Annotated in this window: 21 protein-coding genes; 10 read left to right on the plus strand and 11 right to left on the minus strand. The window is 73.3% G+C overall.

Features of this window, described 5'->3' with window-relative positions; genetic code table 11:
• The first annotated feature begins 1,062 nt into the window (after nucleotides 1-1,062).
• Nucleotides 1,063-1,377, plus strand: a complete 315-nt coding sequence (locus K7787_RS32405; RefSeq protein ID WP_372456635.1) for a peptidoglycan-binding domain-containing protein — start codon at nucleotides 1,063-1,065, stop codon at nucleotides 1,375-1,377.
• A 62-nt stretch (nucleotides 1,378-1,439) separates the two neighbouring features.
• Complete coding sequence (locus tag K7787_RS10410) at nucleotides 1,440-2,831, plus strand: choice-of-anchor A family protein (protein ID WP_203620567.1); 1,392 nt, start codon at nucleotides 1,440-1,442, stop codon at nucleotides 2,829-2,831.
• A 127-nt stretch (nucleotides 2,832-2,958) separates the two neighbouring features.
• Here K7787_RS10410 and K7787_RS10415 read toward each other — a convergent pair whose 3' ends face one another.
• Together K7787_RS10415 and K7787_RS10420 are read right to left on the minus strand one after the other, a co-directional pair.
• Nucleotides 2,959-3,891, minus strand: a complete 933-nt coding sequence (locus K7787_RS10415; RefSeq protein ID WP_308036322.1) for an alpha/beta hydrolase — start codon at nucleotides 3,889-3,891, stop codon at nucleotides 2,959-2,961.
• Between the two features lie 155 nt (nucleotides 3,892-4,046).
• Nucleotides 4,047-4,568: an alpha/beta hydrolase gene (locus K7787_RS10420; protein ID WP_078512201.1), complete on the minus strand. Its 522-nt coding sequence runs from the start codon at nucleotides 4,566-4,568 to the stop codon at nucleotides 4,047-4,049.
• A gap of 227 nt (nucleotides 4,569-4,795) precedes the next feature.
• On the opposite strand from K7787_RS10420, the gene K7787_RS10425 reads away from it, so the two are divergent.
• Together K7787_RS10425 and K7787_RS10430 are read left to right on the plus strand one after the other, a co-directional pair.
• Nucleotides 4,796-5,677 (plus strand): helix-turn-helix domain-containing protein, encoded by an 882-nt coding sequence (locus K7787_RS10425; RefSeq protein WP_009192265.1) that lies wholly within the window; start codon nucleotides 4,796-4,798, stop codon nucleotides 5,675-5,677.
• The gene (locus K7787_RS10430) at nucleotides 5,674-6,555 is read left to right on the plus strand and encodes a helix-turn-helix domain-containing protein (RefSeq protein WP_223001214.1); all 882 of its coding nucleotides are present in this window, start codon (nucleotides 5,674-5,676) and stop codon (nucleotides 6,553-6,555) included. Before K7787_RS10425 ends, K7787_RS10430 begins: the two co-directional genes overlap by 4 nt.
• Nucleotides 6,556-6,702: 147 nt before the next feature.
• Here K7787_RS10430 and K7787_RS10435 read toward each other — a convergent pair whose 3' ends face one another.
• The 5 genes from K7787_RS10435 to K7787_RS10455 all read right to left on the minus strand — a co-directional run bounded on the left by K7787_RS10435 (nucleotide 6,703) and on the right by K7787_RS10455 (nucleotide 11,084).
• Entirely contained in the window at nucleotides 6,703-8,142 is a 1,440-nt protein-coding gene (locus K7787_RS10435; protein ID WP_223001215.1) for a HEAT repeat domain-containing protein, read from the minus strand.
• A 243-nt stretch (nucleotides 8,143-8,385) separates the two neighbouring features.
• Entirely contained in the window at nucleotides 8,386-8,982 is a 597-nt protein-coding gene (locus tag K7787_RS10440; protein WP_223001216.1) for a TetR/AcrR family transcriptional regulator, read from the minus strand.
• 65 nt (nucleotides 8,983-9,047) lie between these two features.
• Nucleotides 9,048-9,311, minus strand: a complete 264-nt coding sequence (locus tag K7787_RS10445; RefSeq protein ID WP_223001217.1) for a hypothetical protein — start codon at nucleotides 9,309-9,311, stop codon at nucleotides 9,048-9,050.
• Between the two features lie 114 nt (nucleotides 9,312-9,425).
• The gene (locus tag K7787_RS10450) at nucleotides 9,426-10,190 is read right to left on the minus strand and encodes a glucose 1-dehydrogenase (protein ID WP_223001218.1); all 765 of its coding nucleotides are present in this window, start codon (nucleotides 10,188-10,190) and stop codon (nucleotides 9,426-9,428) included.
• A gap of 108 nt (nucleotides 10,191-10,298) precedes the next feature.
• Nucleotides 10,299-11,084: an SDR family NAD(P)-dependent oxidoreductase gene (locus K7787_RS10455; protein ID WP_043262107.1), complete on the minus strand. Its 786-nt coding sequence runs from the start codon at nucleotides 11,082-11,084 to the stop codon at nucleotides 10,299-10,301.
• A 130-nt stretch (nucleotides 11,085-11,214) separates the two neighbouring features.
• Here K7787_RS10455 and K7787_RS10460 point away from each other — a divergent pair, with 130 nt between their 5' ends.
• Nucleotides 11,215-11,877: a TetR/AcrR family transcriptional regulator gene (locus K7787_RS10460; RefSeq protein ID WP_247720744.1), complete on the plus strand. Its 663-nt coding sequence runs from the start codon at nucleotides 11,215-11,217 to the stop codon at nucleotides 11,875-11,877.
• A gap of 104 nt (nucleotides 11,878-11,981) precedes the next feature.
• Here the strand turns inward: K7787_RS10460 and K7787_RS10465 are convergent, their stop codons facing one another.
• On the minus strand, nucleotides 11,982-13,490 hold the full coding sequence (locus tag K7787_RS10465; RefSeq protein WP_223001220.1) for a SulP family inorganic anion transporter: 1,509 nt from the start codon (nucleotides 13,488-13,490) through the stop codon (nucleotides 11,982-11,984).
• Between the two features lie 511 nt (nucleotides 13,491-14,001).
• Nucleotides 14,002-15,297, minus strand: coding sequence for a PP2C family protein-serine/threonine phosphatase (locus tag K7787_RS32100; RefSeq protein WP_282107240.1), 1,296 nt, complete (start codon nucleotides 15,295-15,297; stop codon nucleotides 14,002-14,004).
• A 304-nt stretch (nucleotides 15,298-15,601) separates the two neighbouring features.
• Here K7787_RS32100 and crcB (K7787_RS10475) point away from each other — a divergent pair, with 304 nt between their 5' ends.
• From crcB (K7787_RS10475) to crcB (K7787_RS10485), 3 genes are read left to right on the plus strand one after another with little or no spacing between them, the layout of a single operon-like run.
• A complete protein-coding gene (gene crcB / locus K7787_RS10475) occupies nucleotides 15,602-16,066 on the plus strand; it encodes a fluoride efflux transporter CrcB (protein ID WP_223001263.1) in 465 nt (154 codons plus the stop codon).
• On the plus strand, nucleotides 16,063-16,470 hold the full coding sequence (locus K7787_RS10480) for a DUF190 domain-containing protein (protein ID WP_223001222.1): 408 nt from the start codon (nucleotides 16,063-16,065) through the stop codon (nucleotides 16,468-16,470). The genes crcB (K7787_RS10475) and K7787_RS10480 overlap by 4 nt, the downstream gene beginning before the upstream one ends.
• Complete coding sequence (gene crcB / locus K7787_RS10485) at nucleotides 16,467-16,841, plus strand: fluoride efflux transporter CrcB (protein WP_223001223.1); 375 nt, start codon at nucleotides 16,467-16,469, stop codon at nucleotides 16,839-16,841. Before K7787_RS10480 ends, crcB (K7787_RS10485) begins: the two co-directional genes overlap by 4 nt.
• A gap of 112 nt (nucleotides 16,842-16,953) precedes the next feature.
• On the opposite strand, the gene K7787_RS10490 is transcribed toward crcB (K7787_RS10485), so the two are convergent.
• Nucleotides 16,954-17,820, minus strand: coding sequence for an alpha/beta fold hydrolase (locus K7787_RS10490; RefSeq protein WP_223001224.1), 867 nt, complete (start codon nucleotides 17,818-17,820; stop codon nucleotides 16,954-16,956).
• 93 nt (nucleotides 17,821-17,913) lie between these two features.
• On the opposite strand from K7787_RS10490, the gene K7787_RS10495 reads away from it, so the two are divergent.
• A complete protein-coding gene (locus K7787_RS10495) occupies nucleotides 17,914-18,369 on the plus strand; it encodes a MarR family winged helix-turn-helix transcriptional regulator (RefSeq protein WP_223001225.1) in 456 nt (151 codons plus the stop codon).
• An 81-nt stretch (nucleotides 18,370-18,450) separates the two neighbouring features.
• Here the strand turns inward: K7787_RS10495 and K7787_RS10500 are convergent, their stop codons facing one another.
• Complete coding sequence (locus K7787_RS10500; RefSeq protein ID WP_203621027.1) at nucleotides 18,451-19,086, minus strand: hypothetical protein; 636 nt, start codon at nucleotides 19,084-19,086, stop codon at nucleotides 18,451-18,453.
• Between the two features lie 328 nt (nucleotides 19,087-19,414).
• On the opposite strand from K7787_RS10500, the gene K7787_RS10505 reads away from it, so the two are divergent.
• Nucleotides 19,415-21,217 carry a thiamine pyrophosphate-dependent enzyme gene (locus K7787_RS10505; RefSeq protein ID WP_223001226.1) on the plus strand — a complete coding sequence of 601 codons (1,803 nt, stop codon included), beginning with the start codon at nucleotides 19,415-19,417 and terminating at the stop codon, nucleotides 21,215-21,217.
• Nucleotide 21,218: the final 1 nt, after the last annotated feature.

A 21,218-nucleotide genomic window follows, 5' to 3' on the forward strand; every position in this document is an offset into this window, starting at 1 on the left:
CGCGCCCGTGGCAGCCGTCAGAGCGACTGCGCCACGCCTCGTCCCGGCGCCCTCCCCTTCGAGTCCGACGGGCAGCGGCCGGTCGGACAACTCCTGCCGCTCCACAGGCCCTCCGCACAGGTCAAGCAACGAGTGTTGATTTTAGACCATAGCTGTCACCACTGGTTCTGAATAGATGTCCGGGTGACTCGCACACCTCCACGGCAAATCTCTGACCGGACGCGTCGACGGGTCCTTGTGGCGTGAGTCACAGATTAAAGCCCCCTTAAGGAACAAGATCACCATGTGTCCGTTTCATTACCCATCGCGGCAGTTGACGCTCGGTTTGAGCGTCGGTCAAACTCCACCCGTCTTGAGCCCCCCTTTTCACCGTCCGGGGCCTGCTCTCTCATCTGGATCACCTGGCGCGTAAAACGGCTGCCGCGATGTCAGAAAACGTCGGCGGCACCGCGGTACAGCCTTGCTTGAGGAGTTCGATATCAGGTGGAATCCCAGCCTTGCAGAAATTGTGGATTCACGCATGAAGCGTTGCCGGGGCACGCACCCGCTTGCTCTCCGAGCCTGCCCGGGAACGGCGTGTTCGGAAGGGTGGAGGCCACCTCGACCGGTTGGCGGGGGCCACGGGAACAGGACCTCGAACTCTTCGACGCCACCGTTCCGCTGCCCAGAATTCCCGCCCCCGCTTCACCCTCCGTCCCGCCCTCCGGCCGACGCGGCAGACATTCCTCGCCATGGCCCCAAGGGATCGCGTCGAGACTCTTTCCGGGACCTGAGAGCGGCTCCCGCGACCTACCGCTCGCCCTCACGCTCGTGGTCGGCCTCAGCGCGGCGCTGACCCTCTGCCTGGTCGGCGGCAGCTTCAGGGAGCCGAGCGCCGGCCCGGCGGTCGCCCCGCCGGTCCTCCCGACGGGCGGACCGCCGCCGGCCGCGCCCGCCAGCCCGTACCCGACCGGCTCCCCCGGCCCCTCGGCGCCGGAGAAGACGGCTTCGACCAGCCCGAACCCCAAGAGGACACCGGCGGCAACCCCGCCCCCCACGCCGTCGCCGACCGCGACCAGGCACGTGCTCCCGAGTCCCCCCGCGTCGCCGTCGCCGTCACAGAAGCACCGGGCCGAGCCGCCTTCCCCCGGCCGCCCGGCCGAGCCTGGCCCACCGGTCTCGTCGTACACGCTCACGGTCGGCAGCCGGGGGCCGGATGTCGTCGACCTCCAGCAGCGGCTTCAGGGAATCGGCCTCTACACGGGAGCCGCGGACGGCTATTTCGACGTATCTCTCCAAACAGCCCTGCGGCGCTATCAGACAGCACGGAACATTCCGCAGGAGGACGGCGCGTATGGACCACTGACGCGCGTCGTTCTGACGGCCGAGACAGGCTGAGTCCGGATGCACCAAAACCAATCGAAGACGCCCGAGAATATGCACAAGCAAGGAAAGAACCGATGAAGAAGACTGCACGGCACAGTGCTCGGATGACCGGTGCCATGACCCTCGGCCTGGTGCTCGGCATATGCGGATCCGGCCTCTCGCACGCGGTGCCTGCCGACGGTGTGCCCACCGCCTGCCCGGAGTCCGGAAAGGCCCCTGGAATCGGCCACGATCCCCTGTTCACCGACACCAATGTCGCCCTCTTCGCCGGAGGGGATTACGCCGTCGACGGCGCCTCGGCGGAGGCGGAGGGCCTGCTGGTGGTGAAGGGGAACGCGACCTTCGCCAAGAGCGGCGGGGGCGTCTTCAACGTGGGCCGGGTGGGAGCAGGCTCCGGCATCCTGCCCCCCTCAGGATCAGTGATGCTCGCCGTCGGCGGCGACCTGGCCATCTCGCAGGGCACCACCGTCGACGTCGGCCACGGCCTCGCCCAGGGGCCCGGTTACGGGGGCGCCGTCCGGGTGGGCGGAAAGATCGACGAGAAGGGGGAGCTGCGCACGAACGGGGGGAGCCGCTCCTCGGGAACGGGCGCCGAGGACGCGCTGAGCCCGTACGACACGTTCGGCACGACCATCGCGGACGCGTCCGCGTCCCTCGGCGGACTGAAGGCCACCGGGACAGCGGTGCGCGCCGGGAACACGGTGACGTTCAGGAGTACGAGCACGGCCGGCGACGGTTCCCCGCAGGTGTTCGACATCGACGCCGAGCGACTGGACGGCGCCTCCTCCTTCGTCTTCCAGTCGGTCCCCGACAAGTCGTCGGTCGTCGTCAATGTGTCGGGCGGTCACACCGTGTCCATATCCCCGACGAGCGTCGCCTTCAACGGCGAACGCGCCGACACGTACGGCTCGCCGGGCTTCGGTGAGGCCGCGTCACGGATTCTGTACAACTTCGAAGAGACGACCGCCGTTGCGCTCGGTGGCGGCGGCAACTTCATGGGGTCGCTGCTCGCCCCCCGCGCCTCGGCCGATCTCACGGCGAGCACCAACGGCCGGGTGTACTTCGGCGGCGACATCCGGACCCACGGCACCGGCAACGAGAGCCACAACTACCCGTGGACCGGGTCGACGGTGTTCGACTGCAAGCCCGCGCCCGCCCAGCCGGACCGGCCAGGAACCACTCCCCCACAGCCCGGCACACCGCAGCCGACCCCGTCGGCATCCCGGCCCGGCGCCCCGAGCGGCAGCCCTTCCGTGCCGGCTCGGCCCGGTAGCCCCGCGCCGTCCGAGTCCGGATCCACGCCGCCGGCGCCCGCTCCGTCCGACACCGCGCCCGCCCCTGGCGGTGGCGGACACCTTGCGCACACCGGCGCGCAGGTCACCCTGTACGTGCTGGGAGCGGCGGTCCTCGGTGCCGCGGGCGCGGTGCTGCTCGCCCTCACGCGCCGGCGCCGCCGCGGCGTCTGACCGACCGCTCCGGGCCGGGTCGCCCCGCGCGCCCGGCCCGGAGCGGGACCCGCCGGGCCGGGCGGCCGCGCCACCGGCCCTGCTCAGCCGGCGGGGCCCATGCTTCACCTCGCCGTCACCGGCTCGGTCACACCTGGTCGGCGGGCTGGACGGTCAGGTGTTCCCGGAAGAACGGGGCGGCCACGGCGATGGCCCGGTCCACGTACTTCGGGACGTCGTAGAAGTCCATGTGCGTACCGCCCTCGACGATCTGGAGCTGCTTGGGGCTGCGGGCGCGGCCGTGGAGTTCGGTGGACATCCACAGGGATCCGGCTTCGCTGCCGGCCACGACGAGGAGGGGCTGGGTGAGCAGGTCCTCGACCATGTGGAAGGCGTCGAAGGTGAAGATCCGCGACACGCTCTTGGTGAAGAGGAACTTGTTCTTGGCGTTGGGGTGCTGGGCGCGCGGGGTGAGGTAGTAGTCGTTCGCCTCGACCAGGTCGCGCGGGGTGTTCTCGTCCGGCTCGGCCGGGACGTAGGGGAGGTACGTCGGCTCGGCGCCCTGCGCGGCCTCGGCGGTCCGCTGCTGGGCGAGCGCCTGAAGCGTGGGGACGGCGGCGGCGTCGGAGTCGGTGCCGTACCAGCCGCGGCGGAAGGAGGTGCCGATGTTGACGGCGCTGACGGTGGTGACGGCCTTGATCCGGTAGTCGGTCATCGCGGCGTTGACGGTGTAGCCGCCGCCGGCGCAGATGCCGAGGGCGCCGATGCGCTCGGCGTCGACGTAGCCGAGGGACTGGAGGTGGTCGACGGCCGCGCGGACGTCCTCGACGCGGGCGTAGGGGTCCTCCAGGTGGTGCGGCTCACCGCCGCTGTCGCCCTGGAAGGAGGCGTCGAACGCGAGGGCCACGAAGCCCTGTTCGGCGAGCTTGCCCGCGTACAGGCCGGCGGCCTGCTCCTTCACGCCGCCGCCGGGGTGGACGACCACGATCGCCGGGTGGGCGGTCGTCGCGTCGAAGCCCTCGGGCAGGTAGAGGTTGCCCGCCATGGTGACCGGGCCGTTGGGGAAGGTGATGGGTTCCACGGTGCTGCTCCTGGAGCTCTGCGTGTTCTGTGAGTTCTGTGAGTTCTGCATGTTTCGCATGTTCTGGGCGTTTTGCATGTTCTGGTGTTCGGGGTGCTGTGCGGGTGTGCGTGGGGCGCCAGGTGGGTGTGCCGGCCGAGGCGGCGCGCGACGGTCTACGCCACGAGGTGTTCGGCGAAGAACTCGCCGAGCCGGGTGACGGCCGGGGTGACGTACCGGTCCCGGTCGTACAGGTCCATGTGGGTGGCGCCGTCGATCCACAGCAGTTCCTTGGGCTCTGCGGCCCTCTCGATCGCCTCGCCGCTGAAGCGGGCGGTGTCGGCCGCGGTGCCGGCGATCATCAGCAGGGGGCGCGGCGAGATCATCCGGATCATCGCGTACGAGTCGTACTGCGCCAGCAGATCCAGGCTGCGGGTGACGAACAGGTTGGTCGAGCGGGGGTGCCGGCCGCGCTCGGTGCGGTAGTAGTCGTAGCCCTCCTGCATGAGATACGGGTAGCCGCCCGACCGAGCGTCCTCCAGGCGCTCGGCGTAGACGCTCGCGGTCTGTTCCTTCACCCCGGTGAAGGGGTGCGAGACCACGACCGCCGGCAGCCGCTCACCGGTGTGCCCGTCGGGTGTGAACAGGATTCCGGCGAGCCGCAGACCGCTGCTCGGGAAATGGACGGAAGTCTTCATGGTGAACACTCGATCACGTGGGACGGTGAGAATGCGTGGCCCCCAGAACGCGGAGGAGACATACCGGCCGGCCGCTGTGCCCGCCGACGCGCTTCCGCACTGGCCACACGAAAACACTCGCACGCGGCGGAGCCGCCCACCAGGGGAGGGTTTCCTCCCCGGGAGCGGCCCGTCCAGGGAGGAAACCCTCCCTGCCTGGACGGCCGCGGCCCGGTGACACTGAGGCCATGAGCAGTGACGCGCGCCCCGACGAGCTGGGGGCCTTCCTCCGGGCCCGCCGAGCCGAACTGGACCCCGACGCCGTCGGGCTGCCCGGGACCGGCGGCCGCCGCCGGGTCAGCGGACTCCGGCGCGAGGAGGTCGCCAAACTCGCGCTGATCAGCACCGACTACTACGCCCGGCTCGAACAGGGCCGCATCCGGGCGTCCGCTCCGGTGCTGCACAGTCTCGCGCGCGTCCTGCGCCTCGACGGCGACCAGCGCTCCTATCTGTTCGAACTGGCCGGACGGCTCCCGGAGCGGCCGGCGCGGCGCGCACCGCAGCGGGCGCAGCCCCGGCTGCGCCGACTGCTGGACGATCTGGGCACGACACCGGGAATCGTCCTCGGCCGCCGTATGGACATTCTCGCGTGGAATCCGCTCGCGGCGGCCCTCGTCACCGATTTCTCGGCCGTTCCGGAAAAACACCGGAACTACATCCGCCTGATATTCACCGAGCCCGCGCTGCGCGACCTGTACGCCGACTGGCGCGACGTCGCCCACACGTGTGTGGCCCAATTGCGCATGGAGGCCGCGCGCGATCCGGGCTGTGCGCGCCTCGCCGCGCTGGTCGGCGAGCTGTCGGTCCAGGACGCCGACTTCCGCCGCTGGTGGGCCGCCCATCATGTGGCGGTGCGGGGCGTGGGCACCAAGACGCTGAGACATCCGGTGGTCGGCGAGCTGACCCTGGACTGGGACACCCTCGCCGCCACCGCCGACGCGGACCAGCAGCTGGTGGTGTGGTCCGCCGAACCGGGCTCGCCGTCGCACGACGCGCTGCGGTTCCTCGCGTCCTGGAGCGGGTCCGGGCGGCCGGGAACGGCACCGCCCCCTGCCACACTGGAATCATGAGCAGCCACGGCCGGCACCCCAAGGAGCTGGGCACCTTCCTCATGGCCCGTCGGGCGGAACTGGAGCCCGGACAGGTGGGCCTGCCCGACACCGGCGCCCAGCGCAGGGTGCCGGGCCTGCGCCGCGAGGAGGTCGCGGAGCTGGCCGCCATCAGCACCGACTACTACACGCGCGTGGAGCAGGGCCGGATGCGGGCGTCCGGTCCCGTGCTGGAGGCCATCGCGCGGGCCCTGCGCCTCACCGGCGACCAGCGCGCCTACCTCTACAGCCTCGCCGACCGGGCGCCGGCCGGACCGCCCGCCCCGCCGGAGCGGACCGTCCCCGCGCACACCCGTCGGCTCCTGGACCAGCTCACCGCCTCCCCCGCGCTCGTCCTGTCCGACACGATGGACGTCCTGGCCTGGAACGGGCTCGCCGCGGCCCTCCTCACCGACTTCGGGCAGGTCCCCGAGGCGGACCGCAATTATGTGTGGCTGCTGTTCAACGACCCCGTGCTGCGCGCCCGTTACGGCGACTGGGAGGCCGGCGCCCATGCCTGCGTGGCGTATCTGCGCATGCACACCGCGCGCCGCCCGGACGATCCCCGGCTCGACGCCCTGCTGGCGAGGATGGCCCCGCACGCCGACTTCCAGCGCTGGTGGCAGGCGCGCGAGGTCGCCGTCCAGGGCACCGGGCACAAGGTGTTCCACCATCCCGTCGCCGGGACCCTCACCCTGGACTGGGACACGCTGACCAGCGCCACCGTCCCCGATCAGCACATCGTCGTCTGGACGGCGCACCCCGGCAACCCCTCCGAACACGGCCTCCACCGCCTGGCCGCAGCCACTGAACGCCCGGAGCACCAGGAGCCGTCTCCTAGCGCCTCAAGTTCCGTATGAACGCCGCCCGTTGAGGTAACCGATCCCGGGCGGCGCCCGGCGAGCGGCTTCCTCAGCGGCCGTACGCACCGGGCCAGAGCCCCGGGACCGCGCCGCGGCCCCAGGCCCGACAAGGCGCACAGGACGCACAGGACGCACAGGCGAGGGTCAGCCGACCGTGCCGATCTCCCATTGGCGACCGCGGTATTCGCGGGGGCTGAAGAGGTGGCGGCTGATCCGCAGCAGTTGGGCCGCCTCGGGGTGGCCGCGGGGCAGGTCGGCGGAGGGACGCCAGTGCCGTATCGACTGTTCGGCACGGAACCGCAGTCGCGGGTCGGGGTCCTCCAGCAGGGCCACCGCCGCGCGCAGGCGTTCGAGACCGCCGTAGGCGTCGAGGAGGCGGAACGCGGCGGCCCGGATGTGCCGCGGCCGGTCGGGGGCCAGCCGGGCGGCGAGCCGACCGGGGTCCAGGGAGCGTGCCGAGGGCAGCAGGAGCATGGTCGTCTCGCGGACGACGCCGGGCGCGGTGTCCTCCAGCAGCGGCAGCAGTCGCGGTGTGTCGGTCACGTCGAGGGTGCGCAGTCCGGCCACCGCCCGTGCCCGTACCCCGGGGACGGGATGGGCGAGCAGCGGCCACAGCAGGGCGGCATCGGCACGCTCACCGCACTCCGCAAGGCCGATCGCGGCGCCCGGCGGCAGCGCGGGGTCGCCCGGCTCGCCGCAGCGGCGCCGGTACCAGGGCAGCGGATCGACGCCGTGCTGCCGTACGACGTACCGTGCGCAGGCCCGGACCAGGGCCGAGCGGTCGGCCAGGAAGGGCGTGGCGCGCTCCGGCCGGCCCGCCCTGCGCAGTGCCGTGACGCCGATCGCGCGCACCCGCGGCGAGCGGGCCCCGAGCAGGGCGGCGAGTACCTCGTCGCCGAGTGCGCCGGCCCCCGGGTCGTCCAGTGCGGCGACGGCGGCCTCGCCGCACAGGGTCTGCACGACGGCGTCCTCGTCACGCGCGGCCGAGCGTGCCAACTCATCAGCGGGCAGCAGGTGTTGTTCGGTCGCCAGCCGGTAGGCGAACCGCCTCGTGGCGCGGTCGGCGTGGACGAGAAGCGGGCCCAGACGTTCACGGGTCGCCCCGTGCAGCAGTTCGCCGAGCAATCCCACCGCGGCGTCACCGCGTGCACGACGGCCGACGAGCAGGATCAGGGGCGTGAGCGCCACGGCGGTGTCCACGTCGAGGAGTCGGCGCAGGAGCGCCCGTGCCCGCTCCCGGACCGGTTGTGCCCAGTCGGCCGCGCGGATCACGAGCAACGGCAGCACCCCGGGGTGTTCCGCCGCCCGGCGCACCGCCCGCTCCCGGACCCGGCCGTCGTGATGGCACAGCGCCAGGGCGAGTCGTGACTCGTCGAGCGGTTCCGAACCGGCGGGCAACGAAGTGGTGGTCGTCCGCTCGGGCAAGCGGCTCGTGCGGCGCCGGCCGGTCAGGCGCGCTCCGGTGTCCAACGCCAGCCAGGCGTGGGGATCGGCGACGTCGAGGGCGGCCGTCAGCGGCACACCCGCTGCCAGCAGGGCCGCCGACGCCTCTCCGTCCTCGCAGTCCCCGCAGTCCCCGCACATGTTCCGTCCCGCCCTCTCGTGCCCCCGCCAGGGCGCCGCCGTGTGCCGGAATCGTAGTTCGGGTACGGGTCTTCGGTCGCGCGGGTTTCCGGGGCGCCGTCGCTCACCTCACCGCCGTCGCTCACCTTCACCGCCGTCACCCAGTTCGCCTACGTCGTCGCGCCGCCCGCGTCGGCGGCGGTACTCGCGCGGGGTCGGCCGGTGCGCGGTCGGCCTGCGGGCGGGCGCACGCGGCGGGCCAGGTCAGGGGGCCGCGCGGTGGCGCAGGTGGGCGATGCCCTGGTCCAGGGCCGCTTCCAGGTGGGCCAGACTGCCGGTGGAGAGGTGGATCAGCACGCCGCCCTGGACACCGGCCAGGAGGGCCGCCGCCTCCCGGTCGGCGTCCAGATCGGCGGGCGTCTCCCCGAGGGACTGCATATGGCGGATGCCCGCGGCCAGTTCGCCCTGCCAGCGCCGGATCAGCTCGCCGGCCACGGCCCGTACCGCGTCCGTGGCCGAGGCCAGCTGGGACATCGCCACGTGCAGGGGGCAGTCGAGGCCCTGCTCGCGGTAGCGGCGGACGACCTTGTCGCGCCACTCGCGCCAGGCCTCCCAGGAGGTGAGCGCGCCCAGTTCCGGCTGCTGGTCCTCGATCACCCGCGCCGCCTCGTAGCGGGCCACGGCCAGCATCAGCTCGTCCTTGCCGCCGGGGAAGTAGTGGAACAGCTGGCTCTTGCTGGTCGCCGTGCGGTCCATGACGTCCTCCAGCCGGACCGAGAAGACGCCCTGCTCCCGGATCTGCCCGGCGGCGCCCTCGATGATGCGCTGCCGGGTGGCGGCGCCCTTGCGGGTCAGCGGCATGGCCCCTCCTCGTGCCTCAGGGGCGTCCGCGCTCCGGGCGGAGCGTCGGGCCCCCGACGAGCGTGTCACACCCCGGAGGGTCGGCGAGCCGCGCCACCATACGTCTCGGCGAGGGCCGCGACGGCGCTCGCCGGCAGGGCCCGCGCTTCCGTGGGCGCCGGCGCCCCGGCCTCCGCGCCCAGCCCCGGCGCCTCGGCCTCCGCGCCCAGCCCCACCAGCAGAGCGGCGGCGTGCTCGACGAACTCGATCGGGAGGACGGCCTCGACCCGCCCGTCGGGGCCGGGCGCACCGGCGGTGTCGCGGGCGGCGCGGGCGACCGCCGGTTCCACCAGGTCCGGCAGCCGTTCGACGCTTCCGGGACGAAGCCGTCATCCGGCCGTCGCCAAGGCTGCCGGACGTCCGCCGTTCGGCGCGGACTCCCCGCCCGTGATCGACGGGTCGGCTCACTGCCCCATGACGTAGCGGACGGTCGGGCCGGTGGTCCAGCCGCCGTCCACGGCGAGTTCCGCGCCGGTGACGTACGAGGCCGCGTCGGAGAGCAGGTACACGACCGCGCTCGCGATCTCGTGCGGTTCGCCGACGCGGCCCATGGGGGTGTTGGGGTAGTTGCCCTCGCCCCGCTCGATGCCGGCGGACGCGGTCATCGGGGTGTACGTCATGCCCGGGTGGACCGAGTTGACCCGGATGCGGTCCGTGCCCAGCTCCACCGCGCCGATCTTGGTCAGGCCGCGTACGCCCCACTTCGAGGCGCCGTAGCCGGCCGTCAGCGCGAGGCCCATCAGGCCCGCGGCGGAGGAGACGTTGACGATCGAGCCCCCGCCGTTGGCGCGCAGGGCGGGGATCACGGTCTTCATGCCGATGAAGACGCCGGTGAGGTTGATGTCGAGCACCTTGCGGAAGTACGCGACGGACTCGGTCTCCAGCAACTGGCCCGTGGCGACACCGGCGTTGTTGACCAGGCCGTGTACGCCGCCGAACTCGGCGAGCGTGGTGTCTGCGACCTGTCGCCAGTCCTCCTCGGAGGTCACGTCGTGGCGCAGGAACCGGGCGCGCGCGCCGAGACGGGCCGCGGTGGCCTCGCCGTCGTCCGCGAGGACATCGGTGATCATCACGTTGGCTCCGGCCTCGACGGCCTGGCGGGCGGTCTCGGCGCCGAGGCCGCGGGCGCCGCCGGTGACGATGACGGTCTTGCCGGTGAGGTCGTTCATGGTTCTTCGCTCCTTGGGTGTCGGGTCGGCGCGGCGGCCGGCACGGAGGACGGCGCGGGCCGCGGCGGAGGGGCCAGGGCCGTACCGCCGGGGACGCCGCCCGGGGGGTCAGAAGTGGGTGCCGCCGTCGACGCGGATCTCGGTGCCCGTGATGAACCGGCCGTCCGCGCTGCCGAGCATCGCGACCACGGACGCCACCGTCTCGGGGCCCGCGAACCCCTGCCCGAGCGCCGGGGAGAGCTTGGCGAACAGGCTCATGTCCGCGTCTCCGGGCAGCCCCGGACCCGCGCTCCGGCCGCTCGCGCCGCTGCCGTCGGTCATACCCGAGGAGATGGACCCGGGCTGCACGGCGGTGAACCGTATGCCCCGCTTCGCGTACTCGGCGGCGAGCGCGTGCGTCATGGACTGGACGCCGCCCTTGCTCGCCGCGTACGCCGCCATGTACGGGTGCGCGAACGCCGCCGAGGTGGAGCTGAAGTTGACGACCGCCGCGTCGCGCCCCGCCAGCAGCGCGGGGACGGCCTCGCGGATCACCAGGAAGGTGCCGACCAGGTTGACCTGGAGGATCCGGGTGAAGGCGTCGAGGCTCGTCTCGCGGGTGTGCGAGGAGCGCAGGATGCCGGCGGCGTTGACCAGCACGTCCAGTCCGCCGAGGGCGGCGACCGCGGCGGCGACCCCGTCGCGCACCGAGGTCTCGTCGGCGACGTCGACGACGACCGTGGTGAGCCGGCCGGCATGGGCGCCGGCCTTCTCGACGGTGTCCCGCAGTCCCCGCTCGCTGATGTCGGCGGCCACGACGGCGCCGCCCTCGGCGAGGACGCGCAGCACGGTGGCCTGGCCGATGCCCGAGCCGCCGCCGGTGATCAGCGCGCGGCGGCCTTCATAGCGGTTCATGCGTACTCCCAACCGGGCCGTGCCGTCTTGCCCGCGGCACGGCCGTACGGCGTCGGCTCTCTGGTCCGCCGACGCTCTCGACGGCCGTCACGGTACGCCTTGGTGGCACATTTTGCCACTACGTCATTCCATGCCACCTCGACATGCGGGGCGTACGCTTCTGCGGGTGAGCACGGATGCGTCCCCCTCCCTGACCGAGCGCCGCAAGGCCGCCACTCAGCTCGACATCGCCCTGGCGGCGGCGGAGTTGTTCGCCGCCCGCGGCCCGGACGACACGACGGCCGAGGAGATCGCGGGGCGGGCGGGGGTCGCGCTGCGGACCTTCTACCGCTACTTCAGGTCCAAGCAGGACGCGGTGAGCCCGCTGCTGGCCCACGGGGCCGACCGCTGGCGGGCGCTGCTGGCGGAGACGGAACCGGGCACGGCGCTGCCGCGGGCCCTTGCGACCGCAGTCGAACGGGCACTGGCCGCACCGGACGAGGAGGGCGTCCAGGGGCTGCTGCGCATCCGCGGACTGCTGCGGGCGGCGGCGGACGACCCGGCGCTGCGGGCGGTCTGGTACCGGGTGAACCAGGAGTCGGAGGAACGCCTCGTCCCGGTGATCGCCCGGCTCGCGGGCGACGGCGGCATGGACCCGCTGGAGGTACGGCTCGTCGCGGCCGCCGCCACCGACGCGATACGGATCGCGCTGGAGACCTGGGCGGCCACCGAGGCGGCGGCCGAGGGCCCGGACTCCCCCGCCGACCTGGCGGTGCGCTGCCTGCGCCGGCTCGTCGGCGCCATGCGGCCGTAGCCGCGGCCGGCTGCGCGCGAGCGTCCGCCGGAGCGCTCGCTCCCGCCCCGAACGCGAGAGGACCCCGGCCGGGCGCCGGGGTCCTCTCGCGTTCGCTCGCCGTCTCAGCGGCTGCCGGCGAGTTCGCCGGTGAGGCGGCCGTGCAGGCGGGCGCTGTGCCCGTCGAGGCCGGTGATCTCGACGCTCTTGCCGCGCTGGGCGTACTTGGCCTCGACGGTGTCGAGGACGGCGACGGACGAGGCGTCCCAGACCCGGGCCGCGGACAGGTCGATGACGACCCTGCCGGGGTCGCCCGCGTAGTCGAAGCGGCCCACGAGGCCGTTGGCGGAGGCGAAGAACAGCTCTCCGGTGACGGCGTAGACGACCTGGCCGCCGTCCGGGTCGGTGACGGCGGTGACCTGCGCGACGCGGGCGACGCGCCGGGCGAAGACGACCATGGCGACGACCGAGCCGGCCACGACGCCGACGGCGAGGTTGGAGGTCGCGACGACCAGCACGACGGTGACCGCCATGACGAGCGTCTCGCCGAACGGCATCCGCCGGAGGGTGGCCGGCTTGACCGAATGCCAGTCGAAGGTGCCGACGGCGACCAGGACCATCACGGCGACCAGCGCCGCCATGGGGATCCGGGAGACGACGGGCCCCAGGACGATGCAGAGGATCAGCAGGAAGAAGCCGGCCAGGAAGGTGGAGAGCCGGGTACGGGCCCCGTTCTTCACGTTGATCATCGTCTGGCCGATCATCGCGCAGCCGCCCATGCCGCCGAAGAGGGCCGCGGTGATGTTGGCGACCCCCTGTCCGACGCACTCACGGGTCTTGTCGGAACGCGTGTCGGTGAGGTCGTCCACGAGCTGGGCGGTCATCAGCGACTCCATCAGCCCCACCAGCGCCATCGCCAGGGCGTACGGCGCGATGACGGCGAGGGTGTGCGCGGTGAACGGCACGTCCGGCAGGCCGGGCACGGGCAGGGCGGACGGCAGCCTGCCCTTGTCGCCGACGGTGGGCACGGCGATGCCCGCGGCGACCGTGACGACGGTGAGGACGACGATGGCCACCAGCGGCGCGGGCACCGCCTTGGTGATCCTCGGGAAGAACACCATGAGCACCAGCCCGGCGACCACCAACGGGTAGACGGGCCAGGGGACATGGCGCAGGTTGGGGAGCTGCGCGGTGAACAGCAGGATGCCCAGGGCGTTGACGAAGCCGACCATCACGGGACGCGGCACGAACCGCATGAGCCGGGCCACGCCGAGCAGACCGAGGACGATCTGGAAGACGCCGGCCAGGACGACGGTGGCGAGCAGGTGTCCCAGGCCGTGCTGGCGGACGAGCGGGGCGACCACGAGGGCGACGGCGCCGGTGGAGGCGGAGATCATCGCCGGGCGGCCGCCGACGAAGGCGATCACCATGGCCATCACGCACGCGGCGTACAGACCCACCGCGGGATCGACGCCGGCGATCACGGAGAACGAGATCGCCTCGGGGATCAGGGCCAGGCCCACCACCAGGCCGGCCAGCACCTCGGTGCGCCACACCCTCGGGTCGTTCAGCCAGTCCGGGCGCAGCGCGCGCAGCCGGGCGGCGGGGGTCGTCGCGGAGGAGGACGAAGACAACGGAGCAGACACCTGTCGGACTCGGGCACGCCCCGCTCACGCCGCTCACGGCGGCCGGGGCGTACGGAAGGAAGCACGGGAGCCGGGCCGGCGTCCCGCGAACGGCCCGCGGGGGCCGGAAGTCGCCGGAAGTCGAAGGTCGGAGGGCGATCGATCGGAACGTGATCGATCGGGGGGCGGCCGATCGCGGCGTGGCCGGCCGGCTCACGTCCCGCGGCGGTGCACGGGAGGACGGCGGCTCACATCCGGCGGCGACGCGCGGTCACGGCGGACAGCAGGCGACGGCGATCGGCGTCATGACCTCACGCACGCGCTCTCTCCCGCTCGCTCGGATCTGTTCCGGGGACATCGTCGGACCCGGTTCGGCGAATGCCGGGCGGCACCGGCACGGCCCCCGACCCCGGGAACTCTACCCGTCCGGCGTACGACGCCGGTACGGGCGCGGGGGCCGATGCGGGGGCGGGAGCCGGTACGGGCGTTGGAGTCGGCGCCGCGGCTCAGGGGACGCGGCTCAGGGGACGCGCAGGGCCAGGACGGCCACGTCGTCGTGCTGGTCGTCGATCAGCCGGGTGAGGAGTTCGTCGCGGAAGACGCCCAGCGGTTCGCGGGCGAGCGCCGCCGCATGCTGGCGCAGCCGGGTCAGACCGCGGCCGATGTCCTCGCCGGGGCGCTCGATCAGACCGTCGGTGTACAGGAGCAGCGTGGAGCCCGGCGGCAGCTCGGCGGTCGCGGTGTCGCGGGCGAGGTGGGGGTCGATCCCCAGCACGGGGGCGTGCCCCTCCTCCAGCAGCCGGGTACGGCCGTCGGGCTGGGCCAGCAGGGGCGGGGGGTGGCCGGCGTTGGTCCAGTCGATCCGCCACGGGCCGCGGGCGGGCGTCGTCAGGCGGACGATGACGGCGGTCACGAGTTCGACGCCGGTCAGGCCCTGCATGACGTTGTCCAGACGGCACATGATGCCCGCCGGGTCGTCGCCGCTGTCGTAGGCGAGGGCGCGCAGCATGTTGCGCAGCTGGCCCATCCGGACGGCGGCGGCCAGGTCGTGGCCGACGACGTCGCCGATGGCGAGGATCACCGAGCCGTCCGGGAGGCGGAAGGCGTCGTACCAGTCGCCGCCCACCTCGGCCCGTTCACGGGCGGCCACATAGCGGGCGGCGAGCTGGAGGTCGGCGAGGCCGGTGAGGTCGGGCAGCAGGGAGAGCTGCAACTGCTCGGCGGTGTACTGCTGGAGGGCGTACAGGCGGGCGTTGTCGAGGGCGAGGCCCGCCCGGTGGCCGAGGTCGGCGGCGAGCGCCTGCTCCTGCTCGTCGAAGGGGGCGGCCGGGGCGCGGCGTACGAAGGTGAGCGCGCCCAGGGCCTGCCGCCGTACCCGCATGGGCACGATCAGGGCGGTCTCGGCGCCCAGCGTGCGGTACAGCGCCCACTGCGCACAGCGCAGGGGGTCGTCCGGGTCGGGGGCGTCGACGCCGTTCACCACCATGGGGCCGGCGCCGCGCAGCACCTTGGCCAGGGCGGCGGCCGAGTCGTCGGGGCCGGGGAGGAGCCCGGTCGGCAACATGCGCAGGGCCCGCTCCGGGTCCCGGTCGGTGACGGTGAGCCGGCGTACCCCGTCGCCCTCGACCACGTCCACGACGCAGGCGTCGGCCAGTTGGGACACCACGAGCCGGGCCAGTCGGCGCAGGGACTCCTCCGCGTCCAGGCCCGAGGCCAGCGCCCTGCTGGCCTCGGCGAGCAGCCGCAGGCGCGCGGCGGCGGCCTCGGGCGGCAGCTCCGCGGTGGCCGCCTCCGGCGGTGGGGGTTCCCGCTTCATCACCCCCCATTGTTGCCGCGGCGGCCGCCCGTGCAATCCGCCGTACGGACGTACGGAGGGGGAGACGGGCAGGGAGGCGCCGCGGTGCGCGGGAACCGGTCCGGCCCGCCCCAGATCACAGGCCCCGTCCGGCGCACGCTACCCTGGAAGAGTTGCCGCGAGAGCGGCCGCACGGCGGTGGGGCTCGCCGTACCCAACCGCGGCGACGGCGCCGCCAACAGTCCCTGCTTGCGATGGAGTGTGTCCCGGTGCGGCCGGGGCGACGTGCGAGTAGGAGACCCACGTGGGAGAGGTCCGATCCCCGGTGCACAGCGAACCCACCGATCCCGACGTCGATCTGCGGGTGCCCGCGCAACGGCGTGAGCTGGGGCGCGGGCAGTGGCCGGTCATCGCGGCGGTGGCCGTCGGCGGCGCCGCCGGGGCGTGCGCCCGCTACGGAGCCGCCCTGCTGTGGCCGACCGCCACGGGCGCCTTCCCGTGGAGCACCTTCTGGGTGAACGTGATCGGCTGCGGCGTCATCGGCGTGTTCATGGTGATCATCACGGATGTGTGGGCGGCGCACCGCCTGGTCAGGCCGTTCTTCGGCACCGGGGTGCTCGGTGGGTTCACCACGTTCTCCACGTACGCCGTGGACATCCAGCGCCTGGTCGACGGCGGGCACGCCAGGACCGGTCTGCTCTACCTCGCCGCCACCATGCTCGCCGCGCTCACGGCGGTGTGGGCGACGGCGAACCTCACCCGGCGGGTCATCGAGTGGAGGCAGTCATGACGAGACTGACCGGCACCGCGCTACGGCTGACGATCTTCATCGGCGAGAACGACACCTGGCACCACAAACCCCTCTACTCGGAGATCGTGCACCGGGCGCACCGGGCGGGGCTGGCCGGCGCCAGCGTGTTCCGCGGCATCGAGGGTTTCGGGGCGTCCTCGCTGATCCACACCAGCCGGCTGCTGTCGCTGAGCGAGGACCTGCCGGTGGCGATCGTGATCGTGGACACCGAGGACCGGGTGCGCGCGTTCCTGCCCGAGCTGAACGAACTGATCGGCCAGGGGCTGGTGATCCTCGACGACTGCGAGGTCATCCGCTACATCGGCCGCGACAAGAGCCGGGACGAGGGCGGGGACCGCGACCGCGGCAGGAAGCGCGGCAGGGGCGAGAAGGAGGACGTGTGAACTGGCTGCTGGTCATCGCCGGCGCGGCCGTGGGGGCCCCGCTGCGCTATCTGACCGACCGTACGGTGCAGTCCAGGCACGACACGGTCTTCCCCTGGGGCACCTTCACCGTCAACGTCGCCGGCAGTCTCGTCCTCGGCCTGGTCACGGGAGCGGTAGCGGCCGGCGGGGTCTCCTCCGACGTCCAGCTCCTGGTGGGCACCGGCCTGTGCGGGGCCCTGACGACGTACTCCACCTTCTCCTACGAGACGCTGCGGCTGGCGGAGGACGGGGCCCGCTTCTTCGCGGCGGCCAACACGATGGGCAGCCTGGTCGCCGCCCTGGGCTCCGCCTTCACCGGGGCGGCCCTGGCGCAGGCCTTCTGGGTCTGACGGCACCCGACGGGACGCACCCGCTGCCCCCACGCCGCGCACCGTGCCGGGTGAGGGCAGTGGACTACTCGGGCCGGACGGCGGGCTATTCGGGCCGGACGCGGACGGCGGGCTACTCGGGCCGGGCGTCGTCCAGGGCCGGGCGGTCGACGAACTCGCCCACCAGCGCGTTGATCTCGGCCGCCGCCCGGTGTGGCAGACCGTGGTGTCCGACGCCGGGCAGGACGTCGATCTCGGCGTGCGGCAGCAACGCCGCGGCGGCCTTCGCCGTCCGTCCCGCGTCGTGCGCCCGGCCGCCGCCCGCGAACAGGATCCGGACAGGTGTGTCCAGGGCGCGCAGCGCCGCGGCCGACGGGCGCGGCCCGGTCACCGGCCGTACGGTCTCGAAACCGGCCGAGGCCTCCTGGAGCCGCAGCCATCCCGGGTCCAGCGGTGCGCCCCGGCTCTCCCACCGCAGGAACGAGCGCACCCGCGCCGGGCTCGGCGCGAGCAGCATCGGCAGGGCCCGCAGCAGATAGCCCGGCCGGTACCCGGCGAAGCAGCCGGTGGGGTCGAGCAGGACCAGGCGGTTCGTCCGGGACGGCGAGAGCAGGGCGTAGTGGAGGGCGATCCAGCCTCCGTAGGAGTGGCCGGCGAGGGCGGTCCGCTCGACGCCGAGGCCGTCCAGCAGGGCGTCGAGCCACCGGCCGAGGTCGGCGACGGAGCGGATCTCGTGTCCGGGGGCCGGCACGCTGCGCCCCGTGTCGCCGATGAGGTCGGCGGCCAGCACGCGGTGGGTGCGGGCCCACCGCGCGGCGTTGGCGAACCAGGTGGCCGAGCTTTCCCGGCCGCCGGGCAGGAGGAGCAGCGGCGGCGCTTCCTTCGCGCCGAGGCAGTTGACGCGGGTGGCGCCGTACGGCGTGGGGATGTCGAGGTGTTCGGCATCGGGCCCCCACCGGGCGCACAACTGGTCGTACGCCGCGAAGAATTCCTCAGACATGACAGACCCCCCACTCGACACGCTTCCCTCGCCCCACGATAATCTCGCTGAGCGACAATCTCGTTGAGCGAGATATTAGGGGAAAGGACGGCGATGGGCGAGAGTGACTCCGGACTGGGGATCGTCCACCTGCTGCGCGAGGTCACGGTCGAACTCGCGCTGCTGCAGAGCGAGTTCGCGCGCGCCAACGGCATGCACGCCACGGATGTGCGGGCGTTGATCTGTGTGCTCGACGCCGAGCGCGCGGGCGACCTGCTCACGCCGGGCCGGCTGGGCGCCCAACTGGGCCTCAACTCGGCCGGCACGACCTCCGTGATCGACCGCCTGGAGCGCGCCGGTCACCTCCGGCGGCTGCACGACCCCGACGACCGCCGCCGGGTGCGCCTGCGCACCACCGAGCAGGCGGTCACCCTGGGGCAGGGGCACTTCGGTCCCTTGATCGCGCACGTCCTGGACCTGCTCGGCACCTTCGACGAGGCCGAGGTCGCGGCGGTGCGACGGTTCCTGACCAGCGTGCGCGACACGGCCAGGGACCGGGGCGCCTGCTGAACTCCCGTGCGGGCAACGTCCGTTACGCCTCCCTGGGCCCCCTTGTCCCACCCCCGGCCTCGTCCCTCCCGCGCGCGGCCGTCAGTAGCGCTGCGCCTTGGCGAGTCGCGGCGTCAGCTTCGCCTCCGCGGGCTGCCGGCTGAAGGCGATGGGCTGTTCCTGCTTGCCCGGGGCGAGGTTCTCCGCGCCGACGAACCGGGTCTCCACCACCTTCCCGGAGGCGTCCTCGAAGTCGACCTGCACGGCGTAGGAGGCCTTCTTGTCGGTCTTGTTGGTGATGGTGACCAAGGCGGCGAGCAGGCCGCCGGTCTGCGCCCGCGGCAGGCCCGTCATCCCCACCTCGTTCAGCGCGTTGCCGCGCCCCTGCACGTTCTTCAGCTCCTTCTCGGCGGCGGCCCCCGCCCGTGCGGCCTGGGCCTCCACGGAGGCCTCGAACTGGGAGGCGCGCGCGGACGCGGAGGAGGCCGCCGCCGAGGCGGAGGCACGGGCCGACCCGATCGCGGAGGCGGCCGCCGAGGCCAGCGCGGACGGCGGCATCCCGGAGAAGGAGTTCGTGGCGGGGGTCTGCGGCGTGGCCGGGGCGGAGGTGGCGCCACCGCCCTGATCGTCGCCGGAACCGCATCCGGTCAGGGCGCCGGCGCCGAGCAGGCAGCCGACTGCGCCGGCCAGCACGGCGCGGAGGCGGGGCGGCACGGGACCGCGGTGGGGTCGGGGCATCCTGTCGTCCTTCGCAGCGCACGGAAACGATCGCCCTCATCGTCCGCGAGCCGACCGCGCCCCGCGACTCGGCCGTACTCCATCCGCACTCCGTCCGGACACTCCATCCGCATCCCGTCCGCACCCCGTCCGGACGCCGTCCGCCCCGGCCGCCCGACCGCCGCGCACCCGCGGCACACGTGTGAGCGGGCGGACCCCGCTGCGCCGAACGGGCGGCCCACCACGCGGACCTGCGGGGACGCCGTTACCGTGGCGGTGCGGCGGTGCGCCACGGCCCGGTCGCCCTGGGGCGCGGGCGGGCGTCCGGCCGGAACGAAGGGGTTCTCCCGTGTCCGATACGGCTCCCAAGACCACATCCGACCTGATCGTCGAGCGGCTCCTGGCCTGGGGCGTGGACACCTGCTTCGGCATCTGCGGCGACCAGGTGAACGGCTTCTTCGAGTCCCTGCGCCGCCATCCGGAGATGCGGCTGGTGCATGTGCGGCACGAGGAGAACGCGGCCCTGGCGTGCGTGGGCTACGCCAAGTTCACCGGGCGGCCCGCCGCGTGCGTGGCCACCGCGGGCCCCGGCGCGATCCACCTGCTCAACGGCCTGTACGACGCGCGGATCGACGGTGCGCCGGTGATCGCGATCACGGGGTTGTCGTACCACGACACGGTGGGCGCGCACTTCCTCCAGGACATCCCCTCCGACCGGCTCTTCGAGCACGCGTGCATGTTCTCCGAGCGGGTGATGGGCCCGGCCCACGCGGTCACGGCGACCGACCTCGCGGTGCGCAGCGCGCTGATGAACCGCACCCCCTCGCATCTGGCGATCCCGATCGACGTGCAGTCGTGGACGACGGACCAGGACACCCCCTCCGACAAGAACGTGCCCGGACACACCTCCCTGGCCGTCCAGCCGTTCGAGGTGATGCCGCCGGCCGCGCAGCTGGACGCGGCGGCCGACCTGCTCAACTCCTGTACGCGGGTGGCGATCTGCGCGGGCGCCGGGGCTCGCGGCGCCGGCGCCGCGCTGGAGCGGGTGGCCGACGTGCTGGGCGCGCCGATCGCCAAGGCCGCCCTCGGCAAGGACTGCGTGCCGGACGACAGCCCGTACACCACGGGCGGAATGGGACTGATCGGCACCCGGGCCTCGCACCAGGCGTTCGAGGAGTGCGACGGCTTCCTCGTCGTCGGGTCCTCGACCCCGTACTACGACTTCTGGCCCGCCCCGGGGCAGGCGCGCGCCGTGCAGATCGACCTCAACGCCGACCGCATCGGGATGCGTTACCCCGTCGAGGTCGGCCTGGTCGGCCACGCCGAGGCCGTGCTGGACGCGCTGCTGCCCCGGCTGGAGCGCAAGCGCGACCGGTCGTTCCTGGAGCGGGCCCGGGACACGTACCGCAGGTGGTGGGAGCTGATCGGGGAGCAGGCCGCGTCCTCCGGCACGCCGATGCGTCCGCAGGTGGTGACCTGGGAGTTGTCCAAGGTCCTGCCCGAGCGGGCGATCGTCGCCGGCGACGCCGGGACCGTGACCGCGTGGGGCGGGCGGCTGATGCTGCGCGCCGGCATGCACTACTCCTTCTCGGGCACGCTGTGCACCATGGGCGCCGCCCTGCCCTACGCCATCGGCGCCCAACTCGCCCACCCGGACCGGCCGGTGATCGCCTTCACCGGCGACGGCTCCCTGTCGATGGGCATGGGCGAACTCGCCACGCTCGCCCAGTACGGGCTGCCCGTCAAGGTCGTGGTGCTGCGCAACGACTCCCTGGCCCTGGAGGTGTGGGAGCAGACGGCCCTGCTCGGCAACCCCCAGTACGGGTGTGAACTGCACCCCGTCGACTTCAAGGCCGTCGCCGAGGCGTGCGGGATCAGGGCCTACCGGATCGAGGACCCCGCCGACGCGGCGGGCGTCCTCCGGGAGGCGATGGCCCATGACGGCCCGTGCCTGGTCGAAGCGGTCACGGACCCCTACGAGGCGCCGTTCGGCGAGAGCCTGAAGCCGGTGCACGCCGAGCACATCGCCCAGGCGTTCGAGAAGGGTGAGAAGGCCGCGGGCCCGATGGCCCGCAACCTCCTCCAGAGCGACCGTGTCGCCCTGTCCCCCGCCCTGCGGGAGCACCATGCGGCGCTGGCCCGCTACCGCTGAC

This window comes from Streptomyces sennicomposti (assembly GCF_019890635.1).
Lineage (GTDB): Bacteria > Actinomycetota > Actinomycetes > Streptomycetales > Streptomycetaceae > Streptomyces > Streptomyces sennicomposti.